The sequence below is a fragment of the Flavobacterium sp. GSP6 genome, from assembly GCF_003984855.1.
Classification (GTDB): domain Bacteria; phylum Bacteroidota; class Bacteroidia; order Flavobacteriales; family Flavobacteriaceae; genus Flavobacterium.
Map to the genome: position 1 here is coordinate 409,146 of NZ_RYDO01000002.1, position 22,752 is coordinate 431,897.

Annotated in this window: 19 protein-coding genes; 9 read left to right on the plus strand and 10 right to left on the minus strand. The window is 36.0% G+C overall.

The annotated features are described in order from the left end of the window. Positions 1-73 precede the first annotated feature (73 nt). Positions 74-796: a hypothetical protein gene (locus EKM03_RS03770; protein WP_126463194.1), complete on the plus strand. Its 723-nt coding sequence runs from the start codon at positions 74-76 to the stop codon at positions 794-796. 11 nt (positions 797-807) lie between these two features. Here EKM03_RS03770 and EKM03_RS03775 read toward each other — a convergent pair whose 3' ends face one another. From EKM03_RS03775 to EKM03_RS03795, 5 genes are all read right to left on the minus strand, one after another. Further along, positions 808-1,509, minus strand: coding sequence for a hypothetical protein (locus EKM03_RS03775; protein WP_126555863.1), 702 nt, complete (start codon positions 1,507-1,509; stop codon positions 808-810). A gap of 86 nt (positions 1,510-1,595) precedes the next feature. Next, positions 1,596-3,425 carry an ABC transporter ATP-binding protein gene (locus EKM03_RS03780; protein WP_126739894.1) on the minus strand — a complete coding sequence of 610 codons (1,830 nt, stop codon included), beginning with the start codon at positions 3,423-3,425 and terminating at the stop codon, positions 1,596-1,598. Beyond that, entirely contained in the window at positions 3,425-5,152 is a 1,728-nt protein-coding gene (locus EKM03_RS03785) for a phospho-sugar mutase (RefSeq protein ID WP_126739895.1), read from the minus strand. The genes EKM03_RS03780 and EKM03_RS03785 overlap by 1 nt, the downstream gene beginning before the upstream one ends. A gap of 612 nt (positions 5,153-5,764) precedes the next feature. Then, on the minus strand, positions 5,765-6,718 hold the full coding sequence (locus EKM03_RS03790) for a glycosyltransferase family 2 protein (protein WP_126463202.1): 954 nt from the start codon (positions 6,716-6,718) through the stop codon (positions 5,765-5,767). A gap of 5 nt (positions 6,719-6,723) precedes the next feature. Then, positions 6,724-7,254 carry a DUF4199 domain-containing protein gene (locus EKM03_RS03795; RefSeq protein ID WP_126463204.1) on the minus strand — a complete coding sequence of 177 codons (531 nt, stop codon included), beginning with the start codon at positions 7,252-7,254 and terminating at the stop codon, positions 6,724-6,726. 243 nt (positions 7,255-7,497) lie between these two features. Here EKM03_RS03795 and EKM03_RS03800 point away from each other — a divergent pair, with 243 nt between their 5' ends. The 4 genes from EKM03_RS03800 to EKM03_RS03815 all read left to right on the plus strand — a co-directional run bounded on the left by EKM03_RS03800 (position 7,498) and on the right by EKM03_RS03815 (position 12,762). Beyond that, a complete protein-coding gene (locus tag EKM03_RS03800; protein WP_126454388.1) occupies positions 7,498-7,749 on the plus strand; it encodes a type B 50S ribosomal protein L31 in 252 nt (83 codons plus the stop codon). Positions 7,750-7,910: 161 nt separating this feature from the next. After that, positions 7,911-9,086, plus strand: a complete 1,176-nt coding sequence (locus EKM03_RS03805) for a GlmU family protein (protein WP_126454386.1) — start codon at positions 7,911-7,913, stop codon at positions 9,084-9,086. Positions 9,087-9,369: 283 nt separating this feature from the next. Further along, a complete protein-coding gene (locus EKM03_RS03810; protein ID WP_126563305.1) occupies positions 9,370-10,833 on the plus strand; it encodes a sodium:alanine symporter family protein in 1,464 nt (487 codons plus the stop codon). Positions 10,834-11,127: 294 nt separating this feature from the next. Continuing rightward, positions 11,128-12,762 (plus strand): ABC-F family ATP-binding cassette domain-containing protein, encoded by a 1,635-nt coding sequence (locus EKM03_RS03815; RefSeq protein ID WP_126463208.1) that lies wholly within the window; start codon positions 11,128-11,130, stop codon positions 12,760-12,762. Positions 12,763-12,819: 57 nt separating this feature from the next. On the opposite strand, the gene EKM03_RS03820 is transcribed toward EKM03_RS03815, so the two are convergent. Both EKM03_RS03820 and EKM03_RS03825 read right to left on the minus strand, forming a co-directional pair. After that, positions 12,820-13,104 (minus strand): GNAT family N-acetyltransferase, encoded by a 285-nt coding sequence (locus EKM03_RS03820; RefSeq protein WP_126463288.1) that lies wholly within the window; start codon positions 13,102-13,104, stop codon positions 12,820-12,822. 29 nt (positions 13,105-13,133) lie between these two features. Continuing rightward, positions 13,134-13,850 (minus strand): pirin family protein, encoded by a 717-nt coding sequence (locus EKM03_RS03825; RefSeq protein ID WP_126555852.1) that lies wholly within the window; start codon positions 13,848-13,850, stop codon positions 13,134-13,136. 240 nt (positions 13,851-14,090) lie between these two features. On the opposite strand from EKM03_RS03825, the gene EKM03_RS03830 reads away from it, so the two are divergent. After that, positions 14,091-14,783: an alpha/beta hydrolase gene (locus tag EKM03_RS03830; RefSeq protein WP_126739896.1), complete on the plus strand. Its 693-nt coding sequence runs from the start codon at positions 14,091-14,093 to the stop codon at positions 14,781-14,783. A gap of 19 nt (positions 14,784-14,802) precedes the next feature. After that, on the plus strand, positions 14,803-15,696 hold the full coding sequence (locus tag EKM03_RS03835) for a lytic transglycosylase domain-containing protein (RefSeq protein WP_126568638.1): 894 nt from the start codon (positions 14,803-14,805) through the stop codon (positions 15,694-15,696). A gap of 284 nt (positions 15,697-15,980) precedes the next feature. Here EKM03_RS03835 and EKM03_RS03840 read toward each other — a convergent pair whose 3' ends face one another. Then, positions 15,981-16,496 (minus strand): DUF2892 domain-containing protein, encoded by a 516-nt coding sequence (locus tag EKM03_RS03840; protein WP_126561685.1) that lies wholly within the window; start codon positions 16,494-16,496, stop codon positions 15,981-15,983. A 164-nt stretch (positions 16,497-16,660) separates the two neighbouring features. On the opposite strand from EKM03_RS03840, the gene rpmH reads away from it, so the two are divergent. Both rpmH and carB read left to right on the plus strand, forming a co-directional pair. After that, positions 16,661-16,822, plus strand: coding sequence for a 50S ribosomal protein L34 (rpmH, locus tag EKM03_RS03845; RefSeq protein ID WP_007136275.1), 162 nt, complete (start codon positions 16,661-16,663; stop codon positions 16,820-16,822). Positions 16,823-16,979: 157 nt separating this feature from the next. Then, complete coding sequence (carB, locus tag EKM03_RS03850; protein WP_126561686.1) at positions 16,980-19,832, plus strand: carbamoyl-phosphate synthase large subunit; 2,853 nt, start codon at positions 16,980-16,982, stop codon at positions 19,830-19,832. A gap of 232 nt (positions 19,833-20,064) precedes the next feature. Here the strand turns inward: carB and EKM03_RS03855 are convergent, their stop codons facing one another. Beyond that, on the minus strand, positions 20,065-21,231 hold the full coding sequence (locus tag EKM03_RS03855) for an ATP-grasp domain-containing protein (protein ID WP_126568640.1): 1,167 nt from the start codon (positions 21,229-21,231) through the stop codon (positions 20,065-20,067). 16 nt (positions 21,232-21,247) lie between these two features. Beyond that, on the minus strand, positions 21,248-22,705 hold the full coding sequence (locus EKM03_RS03860) for a M28 family peptidase (protein WP_126739897.1): 1,458 nt from the start codon (positions 22,703-22,705) through the stop codon (positions 21,248-21,250). Positions 22,706-22,752 lie beyond the last annotated feature (47 nt).

Below are 22,752 nucleotides of genomic sequence, written 5' to 3' on the forward strand. Positions count from 1 at the left end.
TAGATAAATCGACAACGGAATACGATTGTCATTTTTTAAAAATGATTATATTTGAATTTTAAAGCACAGCATCATGAAAAAAATACAGATCACTCTTATAGGAATAGCCGTTCTGCTTTTGACCAGTTGTAAAGAAGAGGTTGAAAAACCTAAAGTAACTTACGATGGAACGAGCAAAGCAAAGGTAATTGCCCGAGTGGATTCTACTCAAATACAAATTGCTGACTTACCATTGCAAATGGAAGGGACGGATTATTTGATTCATCCTGTGGCCGATTTAAGTATCCGTGAAAGAGGAACTAAAGCGCGATATGGATCTTCGAGTGTAAATGATTTAAGTTTTACGATTTCTAATTATGGTGAATTTGAAATCACCGGTTTTTTGCAAAATTTAAAATTTCAAAAAGTAGATTCGGATTCCATCAGGAAATTGACAGACAAACCTGTTTTGATTCAAACAGCGACGTATTTGAAGTCCGTTGCTGACAAAACCAATAACCAGATTATGGTCTATACGATGGTCGATGTGGATACTAATAAAGATGGAAAACTAGACACAAGCGATATTAAGGCCTTGTATTTAAGTGAGATTAGCGGCAAGAAGTTCACAAAGATGTCACCTGATTTTCAGGAATTGATCGATTGGAAATTGATCGGTTCCAAAAATCGTTTGTATTTTAGGACCGTTGAAGACACTAATAAAAATGGTGAATTTGATAAAAAAGATGTCGTGAATTATTACTATATCGATTTGTCCAATAAAGAGTGGAAAATAATTGGGTATGAGCCCGTTTAGAAGCACTGATTTTAGATCAAAATATCACTTTCCAAGTCTGATTTTTCAATGGTAAAATTAAATCCCAGTTGTTTCACTAACTGAATGACCAGGTTTTTATACCAGTTTTCGGATTTGGGATGGATGTATATTTTTTCAATTAACTGATTGATGTCTACATTGATTTTTAAACCATCATTAATTTTTATATCGCTTTCTCCAATGTCCGTGATGATGCGCACTTCACCTTCATATTGAAAACTTTTTCGCTTGAACAAAAAAGGAAAAAATAGATCATCAAACGGGATGTGTTCTTTTTTGTAATCAATATAATTTACTTCCCCAATGTATTGATTAAAATTTGTTTCCGGACCAAGTGCTTGCTGTAAACGCCCAATCGTAGATTGAATGGCTAAACCTTCACTGTTTTGCGTGAAAATTTGCCACATAGCAAATGATTCATATTCGTTGATGTGCCAGCTGCTAATCGCTACTTTTTCCCGATGTGTTTTATAGTAGTTTAAAAAGTCAGGATTGTCAATAGAAAGTTTTTTTATTTCCTCAAAAGTAGGCTCGCTAAAAGTGCCTTCGTATTGATCTTCAAATTTATCGGATCGGGACATAAATAGCTTTTGTGACAACAACAAGTCCAGAAACTTAGACAAATCGAGGTATTTCCAAACAACAGTATTGGGGTCCTCGGGAAGATTTATGTTTGGATTATTAATGTACATTTTTAATTTAAAGATTTAAAAATCTGTCAAAATCATGTTTTTACTGTCGCAAATTCATTTCATCAGCGTATCATAAGACGCAAGTGTTATTCGAATGACTGCATCGTCACTAATTTATGATAGGTTCCATCAAGAGTAATTAATTCGTCATGTGTTCCTTGTTCTACTATTTTTCCTTTTTGCATCACCACAATTTTATCCGCTTTTTGAATGGTTGATAGTCGGTGCGCAATCACAATCGAAGTTCGGTTTTGCATCATGTTCTCTAAAGCGACTTGAACGAATTTTTCGCTTTCGGTGTCCAATGCTGATGTGGCCTCATCCAGAATCATAATTGGTGGATTTTTCAAAACGGCTCTGGCAATCGATAAACGTTGTTTTTGACCTCCGGAAAGTTTGTTTCCGCTGTCGCCAATGTTCGTGTGAATCCCTAACGGTAAATCTTTTACAAATTCATAGGCATTGGCAATTTTCAACGCTTCGATAATTTCCTCATCGGTTGCGTCTAATTTTCCCAGGGCAACATTGGCTTTGATCGTATCATTAAACAAGATGCTGTCCTGCGTAACCAAGCCCATCAAGTCCCGAAGCGATTTTAAACTAAAATCTTTTATGTTAACTCCATCAATGGTGATTTCGCCTTCACTGGTGTCATAAAAACGGGTGAGCAAATTGGCAATGGTGCTTTTTCCGCTTCCAGATTGCCCAACAAGAGCCACCGTTTGTCCCTTTTTTACTTCAAGAGTAAAGTCTTTCAACACATTCTCTTTTTCGTATTTAAAGTTAATGTTTTTGATTGTGATATTGGAATCGAAAGTGTTTTTTTCGATTGCATTTTCTTTTGAAGTGATTTCGTTTTCGACTTCTAAAACTTCAAAAACTCGTTCTGCAGCGGCTAAACCATTTTTCACGGCATACGATGCTTTCGAAATAGCTTTGGCAGGAGTAAGAATGTTGAAGGCCAGCGTAAGAAAAACAATAAAAGCGGCACCTTCAAGGGTTTTGTCAATTAAGACTAAGTTTCCACCATACCATAGCAAGGCAGCAATAGTCGTAATTCCTAAAAATTCGCTCAATGGCGTTGCCAAATTATTTTTGTCGCCTATACTATTGGATAAATTCAATAATCGGGTTACCGAATCGTTGAATCGGTTTTTAAAATTAGGTTCGGCATTATAGCTTTTAATCACTTTTAAACCACCTAGGCTTTCATCAACTATTGAAATCAGAAAACCACTTTCTTTTTGTGCCTGTAAAGATTGTGCTCTCAAGTTTTTAGCGATTTTTGAAATGATAAATCCCGAAATCGGAATAAAGATCAAAACGAAAAACGTTAGTTCAACGCTTATGAAAAACATGGTGACTATTGCAAAAACAATCGTTAATGGTTCTTTTACGATAAGTTCCAGTATTGAGAAAAAAGAGTTTTGAACCTCATTGACATCGCCCAGCATTCGCGCCATAATGTCTCCTTTTCTTTTTTCGGAATAATAGGATATGGGCAATTCAACTATTTTATCATACATTGATTTTCGTAAATCGCGTAATACACCATTTTTAAGGTGCATGATGTGATGCGAAGCGAGGTAATTGAATAAATTTTTGAATAAAAAAGTGACAATGACTAATGAAACGACTAATAAAAGCGCAAACTGAGCACTATTGTCTTTTGTTAATTCGGTTATTTTAAAATACAAAAGATCAGTCCCGTAGTCTTTTATATTCCCTATTCCGGTATATATTGGCTCTTTTTCTACTGTTTTGACTTTGCCAAAAAGCACCTGAAGTACTGGAAGCAGCGTCAACATTGAAATGGTACTAAATAAAGCATACAAAATATTGTACACCACATTCCAGATAATATGTGTTTTGTATGGTTTTGTAAAGGGAATTAATTTGATTAAATTTTTGTCCATTAGTTCAATTGCATTGCAATAATAATATTTTTAATTTTCTCGTTCAATACGGTTTCTACTTCCTGAAAATCTTCTACTGAATATAGTTCAGCATTTACACTGATGTAGAATTTTATTTTTGGTTCCGTACCGCTTGGTCTGACACAAATTTTAGACCCGTCTTCCGTGTAATAAATCAACACGTTCGATTTTGGAATGGTCATTGTAGACTCGGATCCGTCCAAAAGGTTTTTAGCGATTGATGATTGGTAATCTTCCAGCATAATCACGCGTTGTCCGTTGATCTCTTTCAGTGGGTTCTCCCTCATGTCAACCATCATCTGATTGATTTCCTGTAAACCATCCATTCCTTTTTTAGTCAACGAAACCAAGTGTTCTTTATAAAATCCGTTATCAACATAGAGTGTTAATAATTCTTTGTACACCGTACTTCCTTTGGCTTTAGCCTGAGCTGCAAGTTCGCAAATCAATAAAGTAGCTGCAACAGCATCTTTATCCCGTACCGCATCGCCCACCATATAGCCAAAACTTTCTTCACCACCACCTATGAATTCCAATTCAGGAAAGTCTTTAATCATTTTGGCAATCCATTTAAAACCAGTCAAACCCACTTTGCATTCTACATCGTAGTTTGTCGCTAATTCCATCATCATAGGTGTGGAAACGATCGTAGAGCCCACAAATTGTTTGCCGTTAATTTTACCTGCTTTTTTCCATTGTTCCAATAAAAATGCAGTCATCAAAATCATGGTTTGATTCCCGTTTAGCAACGTCATTTTACCTTCATTGTCTCTAACAGCAACTCCCAAACGATCACAATCAGGATCCGTCCCAATAACAATATCCGCATTTACTTTATCGGCAAGTGCTAACGCCATGGTCAAGGCTTCCGGTTCCTCCGGATTTGGCGATTTCACAGTAGGGAAATCACCATTGGGTACTCGTTGTTCTTCCACGATATTCACATTTGGATACCCCGCTTGCGCCAAAGTATCAGGAACTAGTTTTATAGAGGTTCCGTGCAAGGAAGTAAATACAATATTCAGCTTTTCTTTGGCTACAGCCGAAGTTCCAAAACTAGCATTTTCGATCGTCGATTGGATAAAAGCCGTATCAATTTCCGTATCTATATAATGAATCAAATCTTCATTGGCAGTAAACTTGATCTGATTGTAATTTAAATTTTCAATGACAGTAATAATTCCTTCATCTTCCGGTGGCACAATTTGTCCACCATCTTGCCAGTACACTTTGTATCCGTTATATTCCGGCGGATTGTGTGATGCCGTAAGCACAATGCCACACTGGCACCCCAAATGTTTCACCGCAAAGGACAATTCTGGTGTAGGTCTCATCTCCGAGAACAAGTACACTTCAATCCCATTGGCACTAAAAACATTCGCAACTAACTTAGCCAACGTATCGCTATTGTGACGGCAATCATAAGCAATAACCGCTTTCAAAGGCTGGTTTGGAAAGACAGTGTGCATATAATCCGAAAGACCTTGCGTGCTTTTCCCAAGCGTATATTTATTGATCCGATTGTTTCCTACGCCCATGACACCGCGCATTCCGCCGGTTCCAAATTCCAGGTTTTTATAAAAACTTTCCTCCAGCTCTTTTGGTGATGTAGTCATCAATTCAGTAATTGCTTCCTGAGTCGCAGCATCAAATGTTGGCGTAAGCCATTCATTTACGGCGTCTAAAATGTGTCGTTTAATTTCCATTTTTATAAATTTTTCGGAGCTTTTTCCTGCTATTCATTTCAATCTTTTTTTCGGTAAAAACCTCAAAAAAGGATTTCCATTGCTATCAGGGCTAGTACTCGTTTTTTCAAAAATTATTTTTTGTACCCAATTCTATTTCGTTCAGAATCCTTTTGAGTCGTATTATCTTTATTTACCAAATAATTTAATGCGTTGTAAATATCCAGACTCGAGTCTGAAAGACGAACAGGCGAAAGCAAATTGATTTTCTATTGCTTTTTTTAGACAATCAAGAGCATTGCGATCCCTTGTTCTGTAAACGCAAAAGGCAAAGCAACACTAATATTGCTTTTTTAGGGTGTCACAGCTTGTGATACCAGTTAGTTTGTCTCAGTTGCGGTCAGCATAAACATAAAATTTCTGGGGAATCGAGAGCTGTTTCTTCGTACGACTTGCTATAAAATGCGTGTTTCAACATTGTATAACAAGGCTAAACCAAAATCAAGCATCACGTTGAATTCTCTATATCTCCACTATTTTTTTGTGTATAATTTTTAATTCTATAACTTCTAAATGTTTGAGGTCACAATTTGGGACCTTAAAAAAAATAATTATACAAAAAGATTGATCTCGTTAATTCAGTTCTTTCGAAATTTTATAGCGTTCCTCATTATTTTTTGTTCGCAAAATAATTTCGCCCAGAAAGCCAGCTAAAAACAATTGTGTTCCCAAAACCATTGTCGTTAGCGCAATATAAAACCAAGGATTATTCGTTACCAGGCTATAGCGCATGTCATTGTACATGTGGTATAATTTGGAAACACCAATATATCCGGCAAGCATAAACCCAATGATAAACATCAACGATCCCATGGCGCCAAATAAATGCATCGGTCTTTTTCCAAAACGAGAAAGAAACCAAATGGTAATTAAATCCAGGAAACCATTGATGAAACGTTCCATTCCAAATTTTGTTTGACCGTATTTTCTAGCTTGATGTTGCACTACTTTTTCACCAATTTTTCCAAAACCGGCATTTTTTGCCAAAACCGGAATGTAGCGGTGCATTTCACCCGAAACTTCGATATTTTTTACCACAACATTTTTATAAGCTTTCAATCCGCAATTGAAATCATTCAATGCTACACCAGAGGTTTTTCTGGCAGCCCAATTGAATAATTTAGACGGAAGGTTTTTTGCCACTACGGAGTCGTAGCGTTTCTTTTTCCATCCGGAAACCAAATCATATTTGCCATTGGTGATCATATCGTACAAACCTGGAATTTCCTCCGGGCTATCTTGTAAATCGGCGTCCATAGTAATTATAACATCACCCTGCGCTTTTGCAAAACCAGCATGCAACGCTTGTGATTTTCCAAAATTTTTCATGAAACGAACTCCCTTTACATGAGGGTTCTCTTGGGCAAATCCTTCGATAAGTGTCCAGGAATTATCCGTGCTTCCATCATCCAGAAAAAGGATTTCATAAGAATAATTATGAGATTGCATCACTTTGATAATCCAGCGGTAGAGTTCATTAAGGGATTCCTCTTCATTAAGAAGCGGTATGAGTATAGATAAATTCATTACTTTTATTCTTGTGTAGTGTTACTTTTAAAGAATGCTGCCATGATTAATCCTAATATGGCACAAAAAAAGAGTACGAAAACAGATCCTTTTAATTGTTCAACGATCGAATACGGATCCGTTTCTCTTAATTTTGAAACGGTTTCATTCAATGAGGATGCCGGAACCCCAAACTGTTCAGACGTACTAATTAAATATTTTATGGTTAAGTCTAAAAGAGTCTCCTTTACGGAAGGATCAATAAAATTAAATAAAATGATTTTAAAAACAACAGAAATAAGAACGGCAACCACTGCTGATATAAAATAGGTAGTAAAGGCCTCTTTAAAAGAAAGAATGCCATTTAATTCCTTTTTTGTTTTTGACAGCATTATGATAGGAACGATTATAAAAACAGAGAAGCTTAAAAGGGTAGTCCACCATGCGATAAATAATTTGATATCTATAGCGTACATAACAGCAGTAATCAATGATAATAGTACTCCTGCAATTACACCGTAGGTTACACCGTTTTTTTTAATTATTTCGTTGATCATTATGTGTTGTTTTAGAATTAATCTACAAATATAACAATTCCCAATATATTCGGGACTAAAAATCACTTTTTACGATTATATAAAAAAAGTGAGACAAAGATTTGTTTATTGGAAAAAAATTGTAAATTTGCAGACTCAAAATAATAGTGTAAAAACAAAAAGTTATAATACATTTATACCTTTTCTGTCAGAAGAAAAGCTTCAAAATGACTTATAGCCAAACAAATAAAAAAGAATAACAAGATGAAAAAAGGTGTACACCCAGAAAATTACAGATTAGTTGCTTTTAAAGACATGTCAAATGAAGATGTTTTTATCACTAAATCTACTGCAGATACAAGAGAAACGTTAACAGTTGACGGAGTTGAATATCCAGTTGTAAAAATGGAGATCTCCAGAACTTCTCACCCTTTTTACACCGGTAAATCTAAACTTATCGATACTGCAGGACGTATTGATAAATTTAAAACGAAATATGCTAAACACGCTAAATAATAAAAGCTTGTTTTTAATTATAGTAAAGCCTTCCTCCCGATACTTCGAGATGGAAGGCTTTTTTTATTTTTATCTATTTGAAAACTTTGTAACTTTGGCACTGCTTAAAAGTACAGACAAGTCACGACTTGTCCGTACGGATACATTTTAAAAAAAAATATATGAATTACATACTTTTTGACGGTCCCGCTCGAAACGCCTTACTGCCTTTTACGTTTACACGTCCTGTTGCGGATATTCTTATTGGGATTATGACCATTCGTCAAAAATGGGAAATGCATTTAGGCTCTACCACAACTACTTTGACGGAGGACTATTTGTCTGAAAAATTCCCTATGGTGGAACTAGAAGAAAATGTGATGATCAATGCTTCTTTTCTGCCCAATGCTATTTTGGTAGAAATGATTAGTAATCTGGAACCCAATCAGGCCATTTTTAGAGCAGATGAAGTGATTGCTTTTTATACCACTGAAGAACAAGAAGAAGTAGATTTTGATTCCTATGAAATTATAGAATTTCAGGACGATTGTTTGACGGTTCAAAATACATGGGATATTTTTTCTAAAAATGATGCCGCCATTCGGGAAGATTTCGAAATCTTAACCGAAGACCGCAGGTCACAGCCCATCCCAAAAAGTGTCAACGTCATCGCTCCCGAAAATATATTTATCGAGGAAGGCGCAAAGTTAGAGTTTGTTACTTTAAATGCTTCAACAGGTCCAATATATATAGGTAAGGATTCTGAAATTATGGAAGGTTCTGTCATCAGAGGTCCTTTTGCCTTGTGCGAAAACGCAACCGTAAAAATGGCTGCCAAAGTCTACGGAGCAACAACCGTAGGTCCGCATTCTAGAATTGGAGGCGAAGTTAATAATTCGGTATTGTTTGGGTATTCGAATAAAGGACATGATGGTTTTTTAGGGAATTCTGTTCTTGGCGAATGGTGTAATATTGGCGCGGATAGTAACAATTCAAACTTAAAAAATAATTATGAAGAAGTAAAATTATGGAGTTACGAAACCGAAGGTTTTGCTAAAACCGGACTTCAGTTTTGTGGATTGATGATGGGAGATCATAGTAAATGCGGAATTAATACGATGTTTAATACCGGAACGGTAGTAGGCGTAAGTGCTAATATTTTTGGCAGCGGCTTTCCACGCAATTTTGTACCGAGTTTTTCTTGGGGCGGGGCTTCCGGTTTTACGACCTATATTACCAAGAAAGCATTTGAAACAGCTCGACTGGTAATGAGTCGCCGAAACGTAGCTTTTGATGAAAGAGAAGCGGCTATTCTTGAACATGTTTTTGAAGAAACTAAAAAGTGGAGGAAGGAATAATTACTTTCGCTAAGCTGTCAGAATTATTTAAAACAAAAAAATGCTCCATTCAATTGAATGGAGCATTTTTTTTAATGGAATAAAAATGGATTCTTTATAAAAACAAGAAAAAGAGAATGGATACATCTTTTTTTGAATACAAATAAGACGCTGTTTCAGCCGTTGGTTTTAAGTGGATTAAGAGTTTATTTGGGTTTTAGAGGGCTCTTAGTTAGTTTTCTTTGGCTTTATGTTATAGTTTTATAAAAATTAATTGGTCGGATTATTAATATAAATGGAATATATGGAAGAGATTGTTGGAATGATAAATGAAATAGTTTGGAGTACGCCTTTAATAATTTTATGTTTAGGAACGGGGCTTTATTTCTCTATTCGGACTCGTTTTCTTCAACTGCGGCACATTAAGGAAATGTTTCGTTTGCTGTTTGATGGCAAAAGTTCAGAATCTGGTGTTTCGTCTTTTCAAGCGTTATCCATGTCTTTGGCTGGCAGGGTTGGTACGGGAAATATTGCCGGAGTGGCTACAGCAATAACCTTTGGTGGTCCGGGTGCTTTATTTTGGATGTGGATGGTTGCTTTTTTGGGTGCGAGTACCGCATTTGTAGAGGCGACTCTTGCGCAAATTTACAAAGAAAAACATTTGGGACAGTTTCGAGGAGGTCCTGCTTTTTATATCGAAAGAGGCTTGGGTGTTAAGTGGTTTGCCATCTTGTTTGCTATAGTTTCTATTATTTCTGCAGGAATCTTGCTGCCCGGTATTCAGTCCAATTCGGTTGCTGAAGGTTTAGAGAATGCCTTCAATCTTGATACTAGAATTACCGCCGTTGTTGTTGCTCTTGTGTTTGGAGCGATTATTTTTGGTGGGGTAAAAAGAATTGCAAAAGTGACTGAGATCGTGGTTCCTATCATGGCCATTGGTTATATTTTGCTTGTAGTTGTGATAATAGGGATGAACTTTAGCGAGCTACCGGGCGTTATTTCTTTGGTTTTTACAAGTGCTTTTAATCAGGAAGCCGGATTTGGAGCCGTTATTGGATTGGCAATTCAGTGGGGTGTAAAGAGAGGACTTTATTCTAATGAAGCGGGACAGGGTACTGCACCGCATATTGCCGCTGCTGCAAATGTGTCGCATCCGGTAAAACAAGGCTTAGTGCAATCTTTTTCAGTTTATATAGATACATTATTGATTTGTAGTGCAACCGGTTTTATGTTGCTGATTACCGGTAGATATAATGTAGAAAATCCGGTCTTAGGTACAAATGGGGCCACTGAATTTTTGTACGAGGGAGCGCAAAATGTTACTGCTGGGACAGGCTATACACAGAGCGCTATGGATAGTGTTTTTCCTGGCTTTGGCTCTTTCTTTGTGGCTATTGCGTTATTTTTCTTTGCTTTCACCACTATTTTGGCATATTACTATATTGCTGAAACTAATATTTCGTACTTGACCAGAAAGATAAATTCGCACATGTTCAATCGCGTGTTAAAAGTGGTGATGATACTAGTGGTTATGTATGGCTGTGTCAATGAAGCTAAGTTGATTTGGAATATTGGTGATATTGGTGTGGGGATTATGGCTTGGTGTAATATTATTGCAATCCTGCTGTTGCAAAAACCAGCTCTCGCAGCATTAAAAGATTACGAAAAACAAAGAAAAGAAGGTAAGAATCCAGTGTTTAATCCACAAAATATTGGTGTTATGAATGCGCCATTATGGGACGAGATCAATACAAATAAAGAAGCGTAAGTAAGTCGAAAGTTTAAAAGTCGTAAAGTCAAAAGAATTAACTTTAAGCAAAATAGCTTTAAATCAGATTGTTATATAATTTTATCCTGATTTTAAAATACGACATTATACCATGGTTATTACTTAGTTTGAGTATTTCTTTTTAAAAGCTTGCAGGAACAGAATTTTTATTCTCTTTCTGCAAGCTTTTATTTTATAGTAAACAAAGTACTTAATTAATCTATCTTTGCACTTTTAAAAAATCGTTTAATTGATTTAACCGATTAACCGAATTACCAAATCAACAAATAAATAATGATTACAGTTAACGATATTTCCGTACAATTTGGTGGAACGACACTTTTTAGTGATGTTTCTTTTGCCATAAATGAAAATGATAAAATTGCCCTAATGGGTAAAAATGGAGCAGGAAAATCGACACTGCTTAAAATTATTGCGGGTCAAAGTAAGCCTTCAACTGGGAATATTTCAGCGCCAAAAGACGCCGTAGTAGCGTATTTGCCTCAGCATTTATTGACTACAGATGGCGCAACGGTTATGGAAGAAACCTCTAAAGCCTTTGGTGAAATCTTTGGTATGAAAGCCGAAATCGATGAAATCAATGAACAATTGACGATTCGCACCGATTATGAAAGTGATGCTTATATGAAATTGATCGAAAGAGTTTCTGACTTAAGCGAGAAATTTTATGCTATTGAAGAAGTAAATTATGAAGCCGAAGTGGAGAAAATTCTACTTGGTCTGGGATTTGTTCGCGAAGATTTTAACCGTCAAACTACGGAATTTTCTGGTGGTTGGAGAATGCGAATTGAACTTGCCAAAATTCTTTTGCAAAAACCAGATTTAATTTTGCTGGATGAGCCTACCAATCACATGGATATTGAAAGTATTCAATGGTTAGAGGATTTCTTGATTAATTCCGCCAAAGCGGTTGTGGTTATTTCGCACGATAAAGCTTTTGTCGATAATATTACGAATCGCACCATCGAAGTTACAATGGGACGTATTTATGATTATAAAGCCAAATATTCTCATTACTTAGAGTTAAGAAAAGACCGACGCGTGCACCAACAAAAAGCATACGATGAACAGCAACGTATGATTGCGGATAACAGGACTTTTATTGATCGTTTTAAAGGAACTTTTTCTAAAACGGATGCTGTACAGTCCCGTGTAAAAATGTTAGAGAAACTCGTTATCGTTCAGGTAGATGAGGTAGACACTTCTGCTTTGAAACTAAAATTTCCACCAGCTGCTCGCTCCGGTCAATATCCCGTAATTGTAAAAGATTTATCAAAATCGTATGGAGAGCATGTGGTTTTTTCGAATGCAAATATGGTGATCGAAAGAGGCGAAAAAGTGGCTTTTGTAGGGAAAAATGGAGAAGGAAAATCGACGATGATCAAAGCCATTATGAAACAAATCGAAATCAATGGTGGTAGTTTAGAAATTGGCCATAACGCCCAAATTGGTTATTTTGCTCAAAATCAAGCCTCTTTATTAAATGAAAATGCGACTATTTTTGAAACCATCGATGACATTGCCGTGGGGGATGTTCGAACTAAAATAAAAGATATTTTGGGGGCTTTTATGTTTCAGGGCGATGATGTAACCAAAAAAGTGAAAGTGCTTTCCGGAGGAGAGAAAACCCGTTTGGCAATGATTAAATTATTATTGGAACCGGTGAATTTATTGATTCTGGATGAGCCATCGAATCATTTGGACATGAAAACCAAAGACATCATCAAAGAGGCTTTGCGCGATTTTGATGGTACATTGATTATCGTTTCTCACGATAGGGATTTCTTAGACGGATTAGCCACTAAGGTTTTTGAGTTTGGAAACAAAAGAGTAGTGGAACATTTTGAGGATATTGCGGGTTTCCTAGCGCACAAAAAAATGGACAGTATGCGAGAGATAGAGAAGTAATCGCTTGAAAATCTACATAAAAAAAGAGGCTGTATTCAAGAATATAGCCTCTTTTTTTTAGAGTCTGATTCCCGGAGGAAGCAACTCTTTGTAAATAGGGTTCTTTTTAAAAAAAACAACTATTTTTGGAAGGATAGGAACAACTTTAAATTTTCGTTCTATCGCAATTTCCATAATGTTTTTTAGAAATTTAGAAATGAATTCCTCATCTTCAAAGGATTCCGGTACATTTATTTTTGTCAAAAATATTTTTTTCTCCTGAAACGAATATTCAACAGAAACTAATCCTTCGTCGACCATAGTTTCAAATTGTCTTGCAAAAGTGTTGTCTTTGATTTCCATAGTGATTGCTGCCTCCATAATAATTAACGCTAATTCATTGGTACCTCTACCAAAAGTATTTTTGATTTGGTAATAATCTTGATTTCAAATGCCTCAAAATCGGTTATTCCCATGGCATCTCTTGCCTTCAAAACATGGTTGTTAACTTCTATTTCGCCTTCGATTAAAAATAAGTACACACCGTTATTAGGAATTCGAACCTGATAGGTCGAACGAGTGTTGCTGTCAAAAATTCCTAAATGAAAAAAGGTTTTCTGGTAAACCCAAAGTGCATTGCCATCATTCATATCATTTGGCGAAACGATATTTACAAAGGTATTGATTTGATTCTCAATATCAAATGATTTTTGGTCGTATCTTGGTGTAACTTCTTCTTTGTCAGGAAAGACCCAAAGCTGTAGCGTTTTGGCTTCGTCTATGTGGCTTGCGTTCATTTCAGAATGTTCTACTCCAGTCCCGGCACTCATTACCTGAACTTCTCCAAAACCAATGACACCTATGTTTCCCATGCTGTCACGATGTTTCAAGCCGCCTTCAAGAGGAATGGTGATAATTTCCATGTTGGCATGACCGTGAGTCCCAAAACCCATTCCGCCCTTGATGATATCATCATTTAAAACACGTAACATTCCAAATTGCAAACGTTCCGGATTGAAATAATTTCCAAAAGAAAAAGAAAAATTGGCTTTTAGCCAGCCAAAATCAGCTTTGCCCCTAGTGTTTGATTCAAATAGTTGTGTAGTCATAAATTATTAATAATATAAGATGATAAGTAATAACCATGGTATAATGTCGTATTTTAAAATCAGGATAAAATTATGTAACAATCTGATTTAAAGCTATTTTGCTTAAAGTTAATTCTTTTGACTTTACAACTTTTAAACTTTCGACTTACTTAGTTACAGCAGGTTCCAATAAAAAAATTAATTTTATACAAAATTCGCTATAAAAAAGGGGAATGTTGTTATAAAATCGTTAAAACAATTATGAGTAAAATTCCAGTTTATTTAATGCCAGGATTAGCGGCAAGTACCGCTATTTTTGAACGAATTGCACTTCCGGAAGATCGTTTTGAGATCCATTTATTAGAGTGGGAGATTCCGTTGGACAATGAAGCGCTGATGGATTATGCCAATAGGATAGCTAAGAAAATCAAGCATAAAAATCCCGTTTTGATAGGTGTTTCATTTGGAGGTATTTTGGTTCAGGAAATCGCCAGATGTATAGCTGTCTCAAAAGTGATTATCATTTCGAGTGTCAAAAGTAATTTAGAATTTCCACGCCGATTAAAAATTGCTAAAACAACGAAGGCTTATAAGCTGATTCCTATGAGTTTGATTTTGAATCTGGAAAACCTGGCTAAATTTTCGTTTGGAGAAAAAGTGAATCAAAGATTAAAATTGTATAAAAAATTCCTTTCGGTTCGGGATATTCGCTATTTGAATTGGGCAGTAGAGCAGGTTGTTCTTTGGGACAGAATAGTTGCAGACCCAGACGTGATTCATATTCATGGAGATATGGATGATGTGTTTCCTATAAAATATATTAAGAATTGTATCGTTGTAAAAGGAGGAACACATATTATGATTTTGAATAAATACAAATGGTTGAATGAAAATTTGCCTTCCATTATATTGGAAACCAAAAAAGAAACAAACGCACTTTCGCAACTACTCTAAAGGTATAAAAAAAGAAAAGATGAAAGTAATGAATAAAGTGATTCTAGTGCTTACCGTAGTTTTTGCGAGTGGGATATTAGTTTTTGCCACTACAAATCCGGACGTTGAAAAAGTGTTAAAAAGAGAATCGGCATCTTTTTTTCCTGAAAAACTGAATTTTTCAGGGGAAGCAACTCCGTTGAAAATAGCAGATGTCAAGGAACGATTTGACCGGGAATTACAGGTGAATGTCAATTTACATGCTTCTACAATTTTGGCAATAAAAAGAGCCAGTCGTGCTTTTTTAGTAATTGAGCCTATTCTAAAAAAGAACGGTATTCCGGATGATTTCAAATATTTGGCCGTTATTGAAAGTGGATTAGTGAATGTAGTTTCTCCGGCAGGGGCAAGGGGAATCTGGCAATTTATGCCGGAAACGGCCAAAGAACGCGGCATGGAAGTCAATGAAAATGTGGATGAGCGTTATGATCTTGAGAAATCAACCCAGGCAGCGTGCAGTTATTTTTTGAGTGCCAAAGGTAAATTTGGCAGTTGGACTTTGGCAGCAGCCTCGTATAATGGCGGAATGACAGGAGTAAACAAACAAATTGAGATTCAAAAAGTATCGAATTATTATGATTTGTTGCTTACCGAAGAAACGTCCCGCTATGTTTTCAGAATTTTAGCCTTGAAAGAAATTATGGAAAATCCAGAAAAATACAATTTTAGGATTGCTCCCGAAGAATTATACGCAACGCTGCCCACTCGGAAAATAGAAATTGACAGTTCGATTGCAGATTTAGCTGATTTTGCAAAAGGCCAAGGGATTAACTATAAGATTTTGAAAATTCATAATCCTTGGCTTAGAGAAACAAAATTAATAAATGATACCGGTAAGAAATACCAAATCGAAATTCCGTTAAAAGGATATTAACTGATTTTTTTGAACTATATAAGGCATTTAAGAAAATAGGAATGTCCGCAAAGTGTGCCAAGCATTTTTTTGACACGGATTTCAAAGATTCGCACAGATTTTATTTTGTATTTAAGAAATCAGTTGAATCTTTTTAATCTGTGGCTAATTTTATCAATTTAGTATTAATAACGGATATTGATATAAGAAAACATGAAGCAGTTTTATTCCAAAAATTAGGATATATACCAAAGAAAAAGGGTCAAATGTGTATCATTTGACCCTTTTTTCGATAATTATAAAAACTATATTTTCTTCATTTGTTGTTTCATCATAGTAATCTGCTCTTTCAGCATATTCTGTTTGTCTAATTTTTTGGCTTCGTTCAATAGGGAAGTGGCTTCAAGTTTACGACGACGTGTCATGGCAACTCCGGCCAGATTCAATTTGGCTACAGCCAAGTCCATGTCCATTGATAATCCGAGTTCAATGGCTTTCTTAAAATATTTCTCTGCTTGATTGATATTCGTTTGCGAAAGCATGATCCCGTGCAGGTAATTAAAATAGCCTTGCTGTTTTTGTATCAAAGCCGTTTCCGGATTTTTGATGTACGCCAACCATTTTTTGGCACCTTCAAAATCTTGTTTTCGTAGTTTTAAGAAGGCTAATAGGATGAATTCGTTTTTGAAGTAAAGGAAAATAGGGATTACAGTTAATAATATAAGGAATATTCCATTCCCAATATTACTTTCTTTAAATTGCCAAATGCCAGTAGCTATAATAAGTCCGGCGATAATAAGTTTAATATTTCTGTGAAACATAGTGTGATTATTTTAAGATGACAAATATAGTAAAATGAATTGAAAATATTTTTACAAAACTACTTGTGAGAAAAAAAAGTCTTTGTATATTTGCACTCGGTTTTAGAATAACAGTTATTCAAAAATAGGAAGACATATAAATAAGATTTTAAAGATACAAAGCAATGAGCAAAAGAACGTTTCAACCATCGAAAAGAAAAAGAAGAAATAAGCACGGATTTATGGACAGAATGGCTTCTGCTAATGGAAGAAAAGTTCTTGCGCGTAGAAGAGCTAAAGGAAGACATAAATTGACTGTTTCTTGCGAACCAAGACACAAAAAATAATGTTTGTATAAACATAAATAAGGCGTTACTTTTTTTAGTATCGCCTTTTTTTATACCTAATCGTTAAAAAATGTTTAAGATTTACAGTTAAAAGATTTGAGTTCAGTAATTTTAATCTTTTCAAAACAACAACTACACAACACTATAATTACACACAATGCCAAAAGATACATCCATAAAATCAGTTTTAATAATAGGTTCAGGTCCTATTGTTATTGGTCAAGCATGCGAATTTGATTATGCGGGATCGCAATCTGCACGTTCTATTCGTGAAGAAGGAATCGAAGTTATTTTGATCAACTCGAATCCGGCAACAATCATGACCGATCCTTCAATGGCGGATCACATTTATTTATTGCCTTTAACGACAAAATCGATTATTCAAATTTTAAAAGAACATCCTCAGATTGATGCAGTCCTACCTACAATGGGAGGGCAAACGGCTTTAAATCTCTGTTTAGAAGCCGATGAAAAAGGGATTTGGCAGGATTTTGGCGTGAAATTAATTGGGGTGGATGTTAACGCCATTAACATTACTGAAGACAGAGAACAGTTCAAACAGCTTTTGAAAAAAATCGGAGTGCCATCTGCTCCAGCAGAAATATGTACGTCTTATCTGAGAGGAAAAGAAATTGCTCAGGAATTTGGTTTCCCATTAGTAATTCGTCCTTCGTTTACTTTAGGTGGAACAGGAGCGGCTATTGTTTATAAAAAAGAAGATTTTAACGAACTTCTAACCCGAGGTTTAGAAGCATCTCCTATTCATGAAGTCTTAATTGACAAGGCTTTAATGGGTTGGAAAGAATACGAATTGGAGCTTTTGAGAGACAAAAACGATAATGTTGTGATTATCTGTTCGATCGAAAATATGGATCCAATGGGAATCCATACCGGTGATTCCATCACTGTGGCGCCAGCAATGACATTATCTGACACGACTTTTCAAAGAATGCGTGATTATGCAATCTTGATGATGAGAAGTATCGGAAACTTTGCCGGAGGTTGTAACGTGCAGTTTGCCGTTTCTCCTGACGATAAGGAAGACATCGTAGCGATTGAAATCAATCCTCGTGTATCTCGTTCCTCTGCTTTGGCATCAAAAGCAACGGGATATCCTATTGCAAAAATCGCTTCCAAACTAGCTTTGGGGTACAACTTAGATGAACTGCAAAATCAAATTACCAAATCGACTTCGGCATTATTCGAACCAACTTTGGATTATGTGATTGTAAAAATTCCACGTTGGAACTTTGATAAATTCGAAGGTGCTGACAGAACGTTAGGACTTCAAATGAAATCTGTTGGGGAAGTAATGGGAATTGGACGTTCGTTCCAAGAAGCATTGCACAAAGCGACTCAATCATTAGAAATCAAAAGAAATGGTCTGGGTGCTGACGGAAAAGGATATACAAACTACGAACAAATTATCGAGAAACTGACTTTTGCGAGTTGGGATCGTGTTTTTGTGATTTATGATGCTATCGCGATGGGAATTCCATTGAGCCGCATTCATGAAATCACTAAAATCGATATGTGGTTCTTGAAACAATACGAAGAGCTTTATACGTTAGAGAAAGAAGTCTCTACTTATAAAGTGGATTCTTTACCCAGAGAATTGCTATTAGAAGCCAAACAAAAAGGTTTCGCCGACAGACAAATTGCTCACATGGTAGGTTGCTTGGAAAGCCAGGTACATACGCTGCGAACTACAATGAACATCAATCGTGTATTCAAATTGGTGGATACGTGTGCGGCGGAATTCAAAGCAAAAACGCCTTATTATTACTCGACTTTTGAAGCCGAAATAGAAAAAGCGGACGGAACCCGTTACGTTGACAATGAAAGTATTGTTACCGATAAAAAGAAAATAATCGTTCTTGGATCTGGCCCAAATAGAATTGGGCAAGGAATCGAATTTGATTATTCTTGTGTTCACGGGGTGCTTGCCGCCAAAGAATGTGGTTATGAAACGATTATGATCAACTGTAATCCGGAAACAGTTTCGACTGATTTTGATACAGCAGATAAATTGTATTTCGAACCGGTTTTCTGGGAGCATATTTACGATATTATTCAACATGAGAAACCAGAAGGGGTAATTGTGCAGTTAGGAGGTCAAACGGCCCTGAAACTAGCCGAAAAACTGTCTAAATACGGTATTAAAATTATAGGAACGAGTTTTGATGCATTGGATTTAGCCGAAGACAGAGGTCGTTTCTCAGAATTGTTGACCGATTTAAAAATTCCTTTTCCACAATTTGGAATCGCTGAAACAGCGGATGAAGCTTCAGCTTTGGCGGATACTTTAGATTTTCCATTATTGATTCGTCCTTCGTATGTGTTGGGTGGTCAAGGAATGAAAATTGTAATCAACAAACAAGAACTGGAAGAGCACGTAATCAATTTATTGAAAACGATTCCAGGAAATAAATTGCTTTTAGACCATTATTTGGATGGTGCAATTGAAGCGGAAGCTGATGCGATTTGCGATGGCGAAAATGTGTACATCATAGGAATTATGGAGCACATCGAACCTTGCGGAGTGCACTCTGGAGATAGTAACGCGACTTTGCCACCGTTTAACTTAGGTGAATTTGTAATGCAACAAATAAAAGACCACACTAAAAATATTGCGTTGGCTTTGAGAACCGTTGGTTTAATCAACATTCAGTTTGCAATCAAAGATGATATCGTTTACATCATTGAAGCAAATCCTAGAGCGTCTCGTACGGTGCCGTTTATTGCAAAAGCTTACGGAGAACCGTATGTGAACTATGCGACCAAAGTAATGTTAGGGCATAATAAAGTAACCGATTTTAAATTTAATCCGCAATTGAAAGGATATGCCATCAAGCAACCGGTTTTCTCTTTCAGCAAGTTCCATAATGTGAACAAAGCATTAGGACCAGAAATGAAATCAACAGGAGAAAGCATCTTGTTTATTGATGATTTGAAAGACGATCAATTCTACGAATTATACTCCAGAAGAAAAATGTATTTGAGTAAATAAGAACTTGAATTTGTTATATGTAAAAAGCCCCGATTGGGGCTTTTTTTGTGGAATTTGCTGAAAGGTAAAATAGCGCAGATGCTTTTATTGTGCCACGCAACCAAGTCTAGCTTTGGACAGCTTTTTCTTTAAAAGCTTTTTCGTAAATTTTGCGCACTTGTTTCATAGATTAAAATTAAGATTATTTCTTAACTTTCTATGATGGCTAAAGCATGTTACTTTAAAATTTTCCTTATTTCGATACTATATATTTTCTTAAATCAGAGGTTAGAATATCATTTAATTCCTTTTTATTACTGGCAGCACTTTCAATAAAAGCAAATCCAAATACAGGATATTTATTTATATCTAATTCTCTAATTACTATCGGTTTTTCAAAATCTTTAGCAAGACCTGAATAGTTAAATCCTAAAATATCCGAAGGAATTATTCCTGAATTATTATCCAAAATAATGACACTAAATGTTTTATTCTCTTTTCCTTTAAATATAGTATTCCAGTCTGGTTTTTTGTTTTCACAAAAGCATTTGTATTCATTAAAACCTAAAGTTACTCCTAGAAGGTCGGCCGTGGTGCAAAATCCACCAAAGCGTAAAGGGTTTACCTCGATAGGGATTATTTTCCCATTTTCATCTATGCGGACTTCTGCATGAGCCGGGAAATTTTTTAAATGTAACTCTTTACCAATTTTACTTAAAAAATATTCAAGATCAATTTTATACTTTTCAATGATTGCTTTGGATGTTGAATAAACCCGATCACTTGTATCTGTTCCGGATGAAAAGAGGTGGTGTAAAACGTTTAACAAAACAGCATCTCCATTATTGTCGTAATAATAATCGATTGCATATTCTTCTCCACGAATAAATTCTTCAATAATAAAATTACTTGTGTTTAATACATTTTCAGGAAATATACTTTTAAGTTTATCAGGTTGTAACTCACTTTTAGCTTTTACCCAGTCTTTCTCATTTTCTACTATATGAACTCCTATGCTAAAGAAACCAACAGCAGGTTTAATTACAAATGGGAACCGAATCTCATCATCGGACAATCGTTGGATTTCTTCAATACTTATTTGCTTGAAATAAAAGTCGGGAAACAACTCTTTTATAAGTTCTCTAAACTTTACTTTATTTTTTAAAACGTGTAATTGACTTGATAATTCACTTTCTCCATAGTATTGATCGATCCAAGCTAATGCGTTCTCTGAATTGCTATAAAGAGAAATTTCTGGATTATTTTTTAGTAAAGTGATTGCTTCCTCTTCGGCTATCCATGACAAAGAATCATCTTTTACCAATTCTTTTGCTACTTTGGTTGCAATTATTTTATAATTATTATCTTTTATTGTTTTGATAAGAAAATCGGAAACAAATGGCTTGTCTATTAAGAACATAATAAGTAGTTATTTTTTATTTTTTTATTTCAATAGTTAAAGCAGGACGTTTGGCACTTTCAGCAACTCTCCATCCGGTTTCATAGATCCACTTTGCCATCTTAGTAAGTTTTACGTAGTCAATTTTATCTGGGCTATCGAAGGGGGTATGGTAGTCAGGGTGTAATAAGGTGGTAAAAAATATTGCTGGAACATTAGCTTGAGCATAGGGAAGATGATCGCTTCGGAAGTACCAATTCTCTGGGTGATCTGCAGCATCCCAAGAAGTATCTACTTTGAAGTTGGCAATACTTTTATTAGCTGCTAAAGTGATAGCTACAAGGTCAGAAGAATTAAGATGAGGTTCTGTTGCGCCCAATAGTGCAGCAGAATCAGGTGCATTGCGTCCTATCATATCGCCATTTAAAACAGCAACTATGGAGGGTAGTTTAACGGTGGGATGGCTAACAAAATAGCGAGAACCCAATAAACCCCTTTCCTCAGATCCGTGCCACACAAATAAAGCCGATCGCTTAGCGGGTTGTGTACTCCACGCACTCCCTATTGCAAGCATCGCTACCGTTACTGATGCATTATCATCAGCACCGTTCCAGATAGGATCCCCGTTAACTGCAGGTCCTACTCCGTCATGGTCCTGGTGACCGCTGAATAAAACATATTCCTCTTTGAGTTTAGGATCAGTTCCATCAACCTTAGCAACAACATTAATAGAAGGATAGTCAAAATTTTCTACCTTCAAAGTAGTTTTTAAATAAGCGCCTTGTTTAGAAAACATATTCTTTAACTGTTTACTTGCCAATATAATTGGTACCGTAGCTGCAGTAGAGGATTGGGCACCTTCTATTCCATAACTTCCTTCTTGATAATGAAATCCCGTAAATGAGATAAGTGATTCTACAGTGTCATCAGCAACAAAAATTATAGCAGTAACACCGCGGCTGAGGAGTTCTTTTCCCTGCTGGTTCATGGCAGAAGCGGTATAACGATATTGCCAGAGGCTCACCCAGTCTTGAATAATGGGGGTTGGAGGCATAATATTCATAGCTACAATTTTGCCTTTCAGATCGACAGTATTATCCGGTATTTTGTCCAGCCAAACTACGGAGCCTTCTAGGGTAGTGTCAACCAAATTAGTTGGCCAAATCTCTTTCCAAAGATCAAGTGCTTTACCATTTACACTAACAGTACTACTATTGGCCACACGGCTGCGTTTCAGATTAAAGAATTGGAAGTAGGTTCCATCTTCGCCTGCAGGTTTAAGGCCAGCTTCACGGGCCTTTTGAGCCACCCAAACAGAAGCTCGCATTTCGCCAAGTTCTCCTCCTCTTCGTCCCCGAAAGGCGTCACCCGCCAGTTCATATAAATCATCTTTTAGATCTTGCTGCTTAATTTTATCTAATTGTGGTGCTGTGCTTTGCGCAAAAAGCGAAGTGGAAATAAATAATATCAAAAGAAGAATTTGTTTGGATTTCATAAGATTTATTTTTAAAAATTGAAAAGTTTAAAATCGTAAAGGATCAA

Coding starts and splice junctions, on each gene's coding strand:
- EKM03_RS03770 (WP_126463194.1), top strand. CDS start 74: ATGAAAAAAATACAGATCACTCTTATAGGAATAGCCGTTCTGCTTTTG.
- EKM03_RS03775 (WP_126555863.1), bottom strand. CDS start 1,509: ATGTACATTAATAATCCAAACATAAATCTTCCCGAGGACCCCAATACT.
- EKM03_RS03780 (WP_126739894.1), bottom strand. CDS start 3,425: ATGGACAAAAATTTAATCAAATTAATTCCCTTTACAAAACCATACAAA.
- EKM03_RS03785 (WP_126739895.1), bottom strand. CDS start 5,152: ATGGAAATTAAACGACACATTTTAGACGCCGTAAATGAATGGCTTACG.
- EKM03_RS03790 (WP_126463202.1), bottom strand. CDS start 6,718: ATGAATTTATCTATACTCATACCGCTTCTTAATGAAGAGGAATCCCTT.
- EKM03_RS03795 (WP_126463204.1), bottom strand. CDS start 7,254: ATGATCAACGAAATAATTAAAAAAAACGGTGTAACCTACGGTGTAATT.
- EKM03_RS03800 (WP_126454388.1), top strand. CDS start 7,498: ATGAAAAAAGGTGTACACCCAGAAAATTACAGATTAGTTGCTTTTAAA.
- EKM03_RS03805 (WP_126454386.1), top strand. CDS start 7,911: ATGAATTACATACTTTTTGACGGTCCCGCTCGAAACGCCTTACTGCCT.
- EKM03_RS03810 (WP_126563305.1), top strand. CDS start 9,370: ATGGAAGAGATTGTTGGAATGATAAATGAAATAGTTTGGAGTACGCCT.
- EKM03_RS03815 (WP_126463208.1), top strand. CDS start 11,128: ATGATTACAGTTAACGATATTTCCGTACAATTTGGTGGAACGACACTT.
- EKM03_RS03820 (WP_126463288.1), bottom strand. CDS start 13,104: ATGGAAATCAAAGACAACACTTTTGCAAGACAATTTGAAACTATGGTC.
- EKM03_RS03825 (WP_126555852.1), bottom strand. CDS start 13,850: ATGACTACACAACTATTTGAATCAAACACTAGGGGCAAAGCTGATTTT.
- EKM03_RS03830 (WP_126739896.1), top strand. CDS start 14,091: ATGAGTAAAATTCCAGTTTATTTAATGCCAGGATTAGCGGCAAGTACC.
- EKM03_RS03835 (WP_126568638.1), top strand. CDS start 14,803: ATGAAAGTAATGAATAAAGTGATTCTAGTGCTTACCGTAGTTTTTGCG.
- EKM03_RS03840 (WP_126561685.1), bottom strand. CDS start 16,496: ATGTTTCACAGAAATATTAAACTTATTATCGCCGGACTTATTATAGCT.
- rpmH (WP_007136275.1), top strand. CDS start 16,661: ATGAGCAAAAGAACGTTTCAACCATCGAAAAGAAAAAGAAGAAATAAG.
- carB (WP_126561686.1), top strand. CDS start 16,980: ATGCCAAAAGATACATCCATAAAATCAGTTTTAATAATAGGTTCAGGT.
- EKM03_RS03855 (WP_126568640.1), bottom strand. CDS start 21,231: ATGTTCTTAATAGACAAGCCATTTGTTTCCGATTTTCTTATCAAAACA.
- EKM03_RS03860 (WP_126739897.1), bottom strand. CDS start 22,705: ATGAAATCCAAACAAATTCTTCTTTTGATATTATTTATTTCCACTTCG.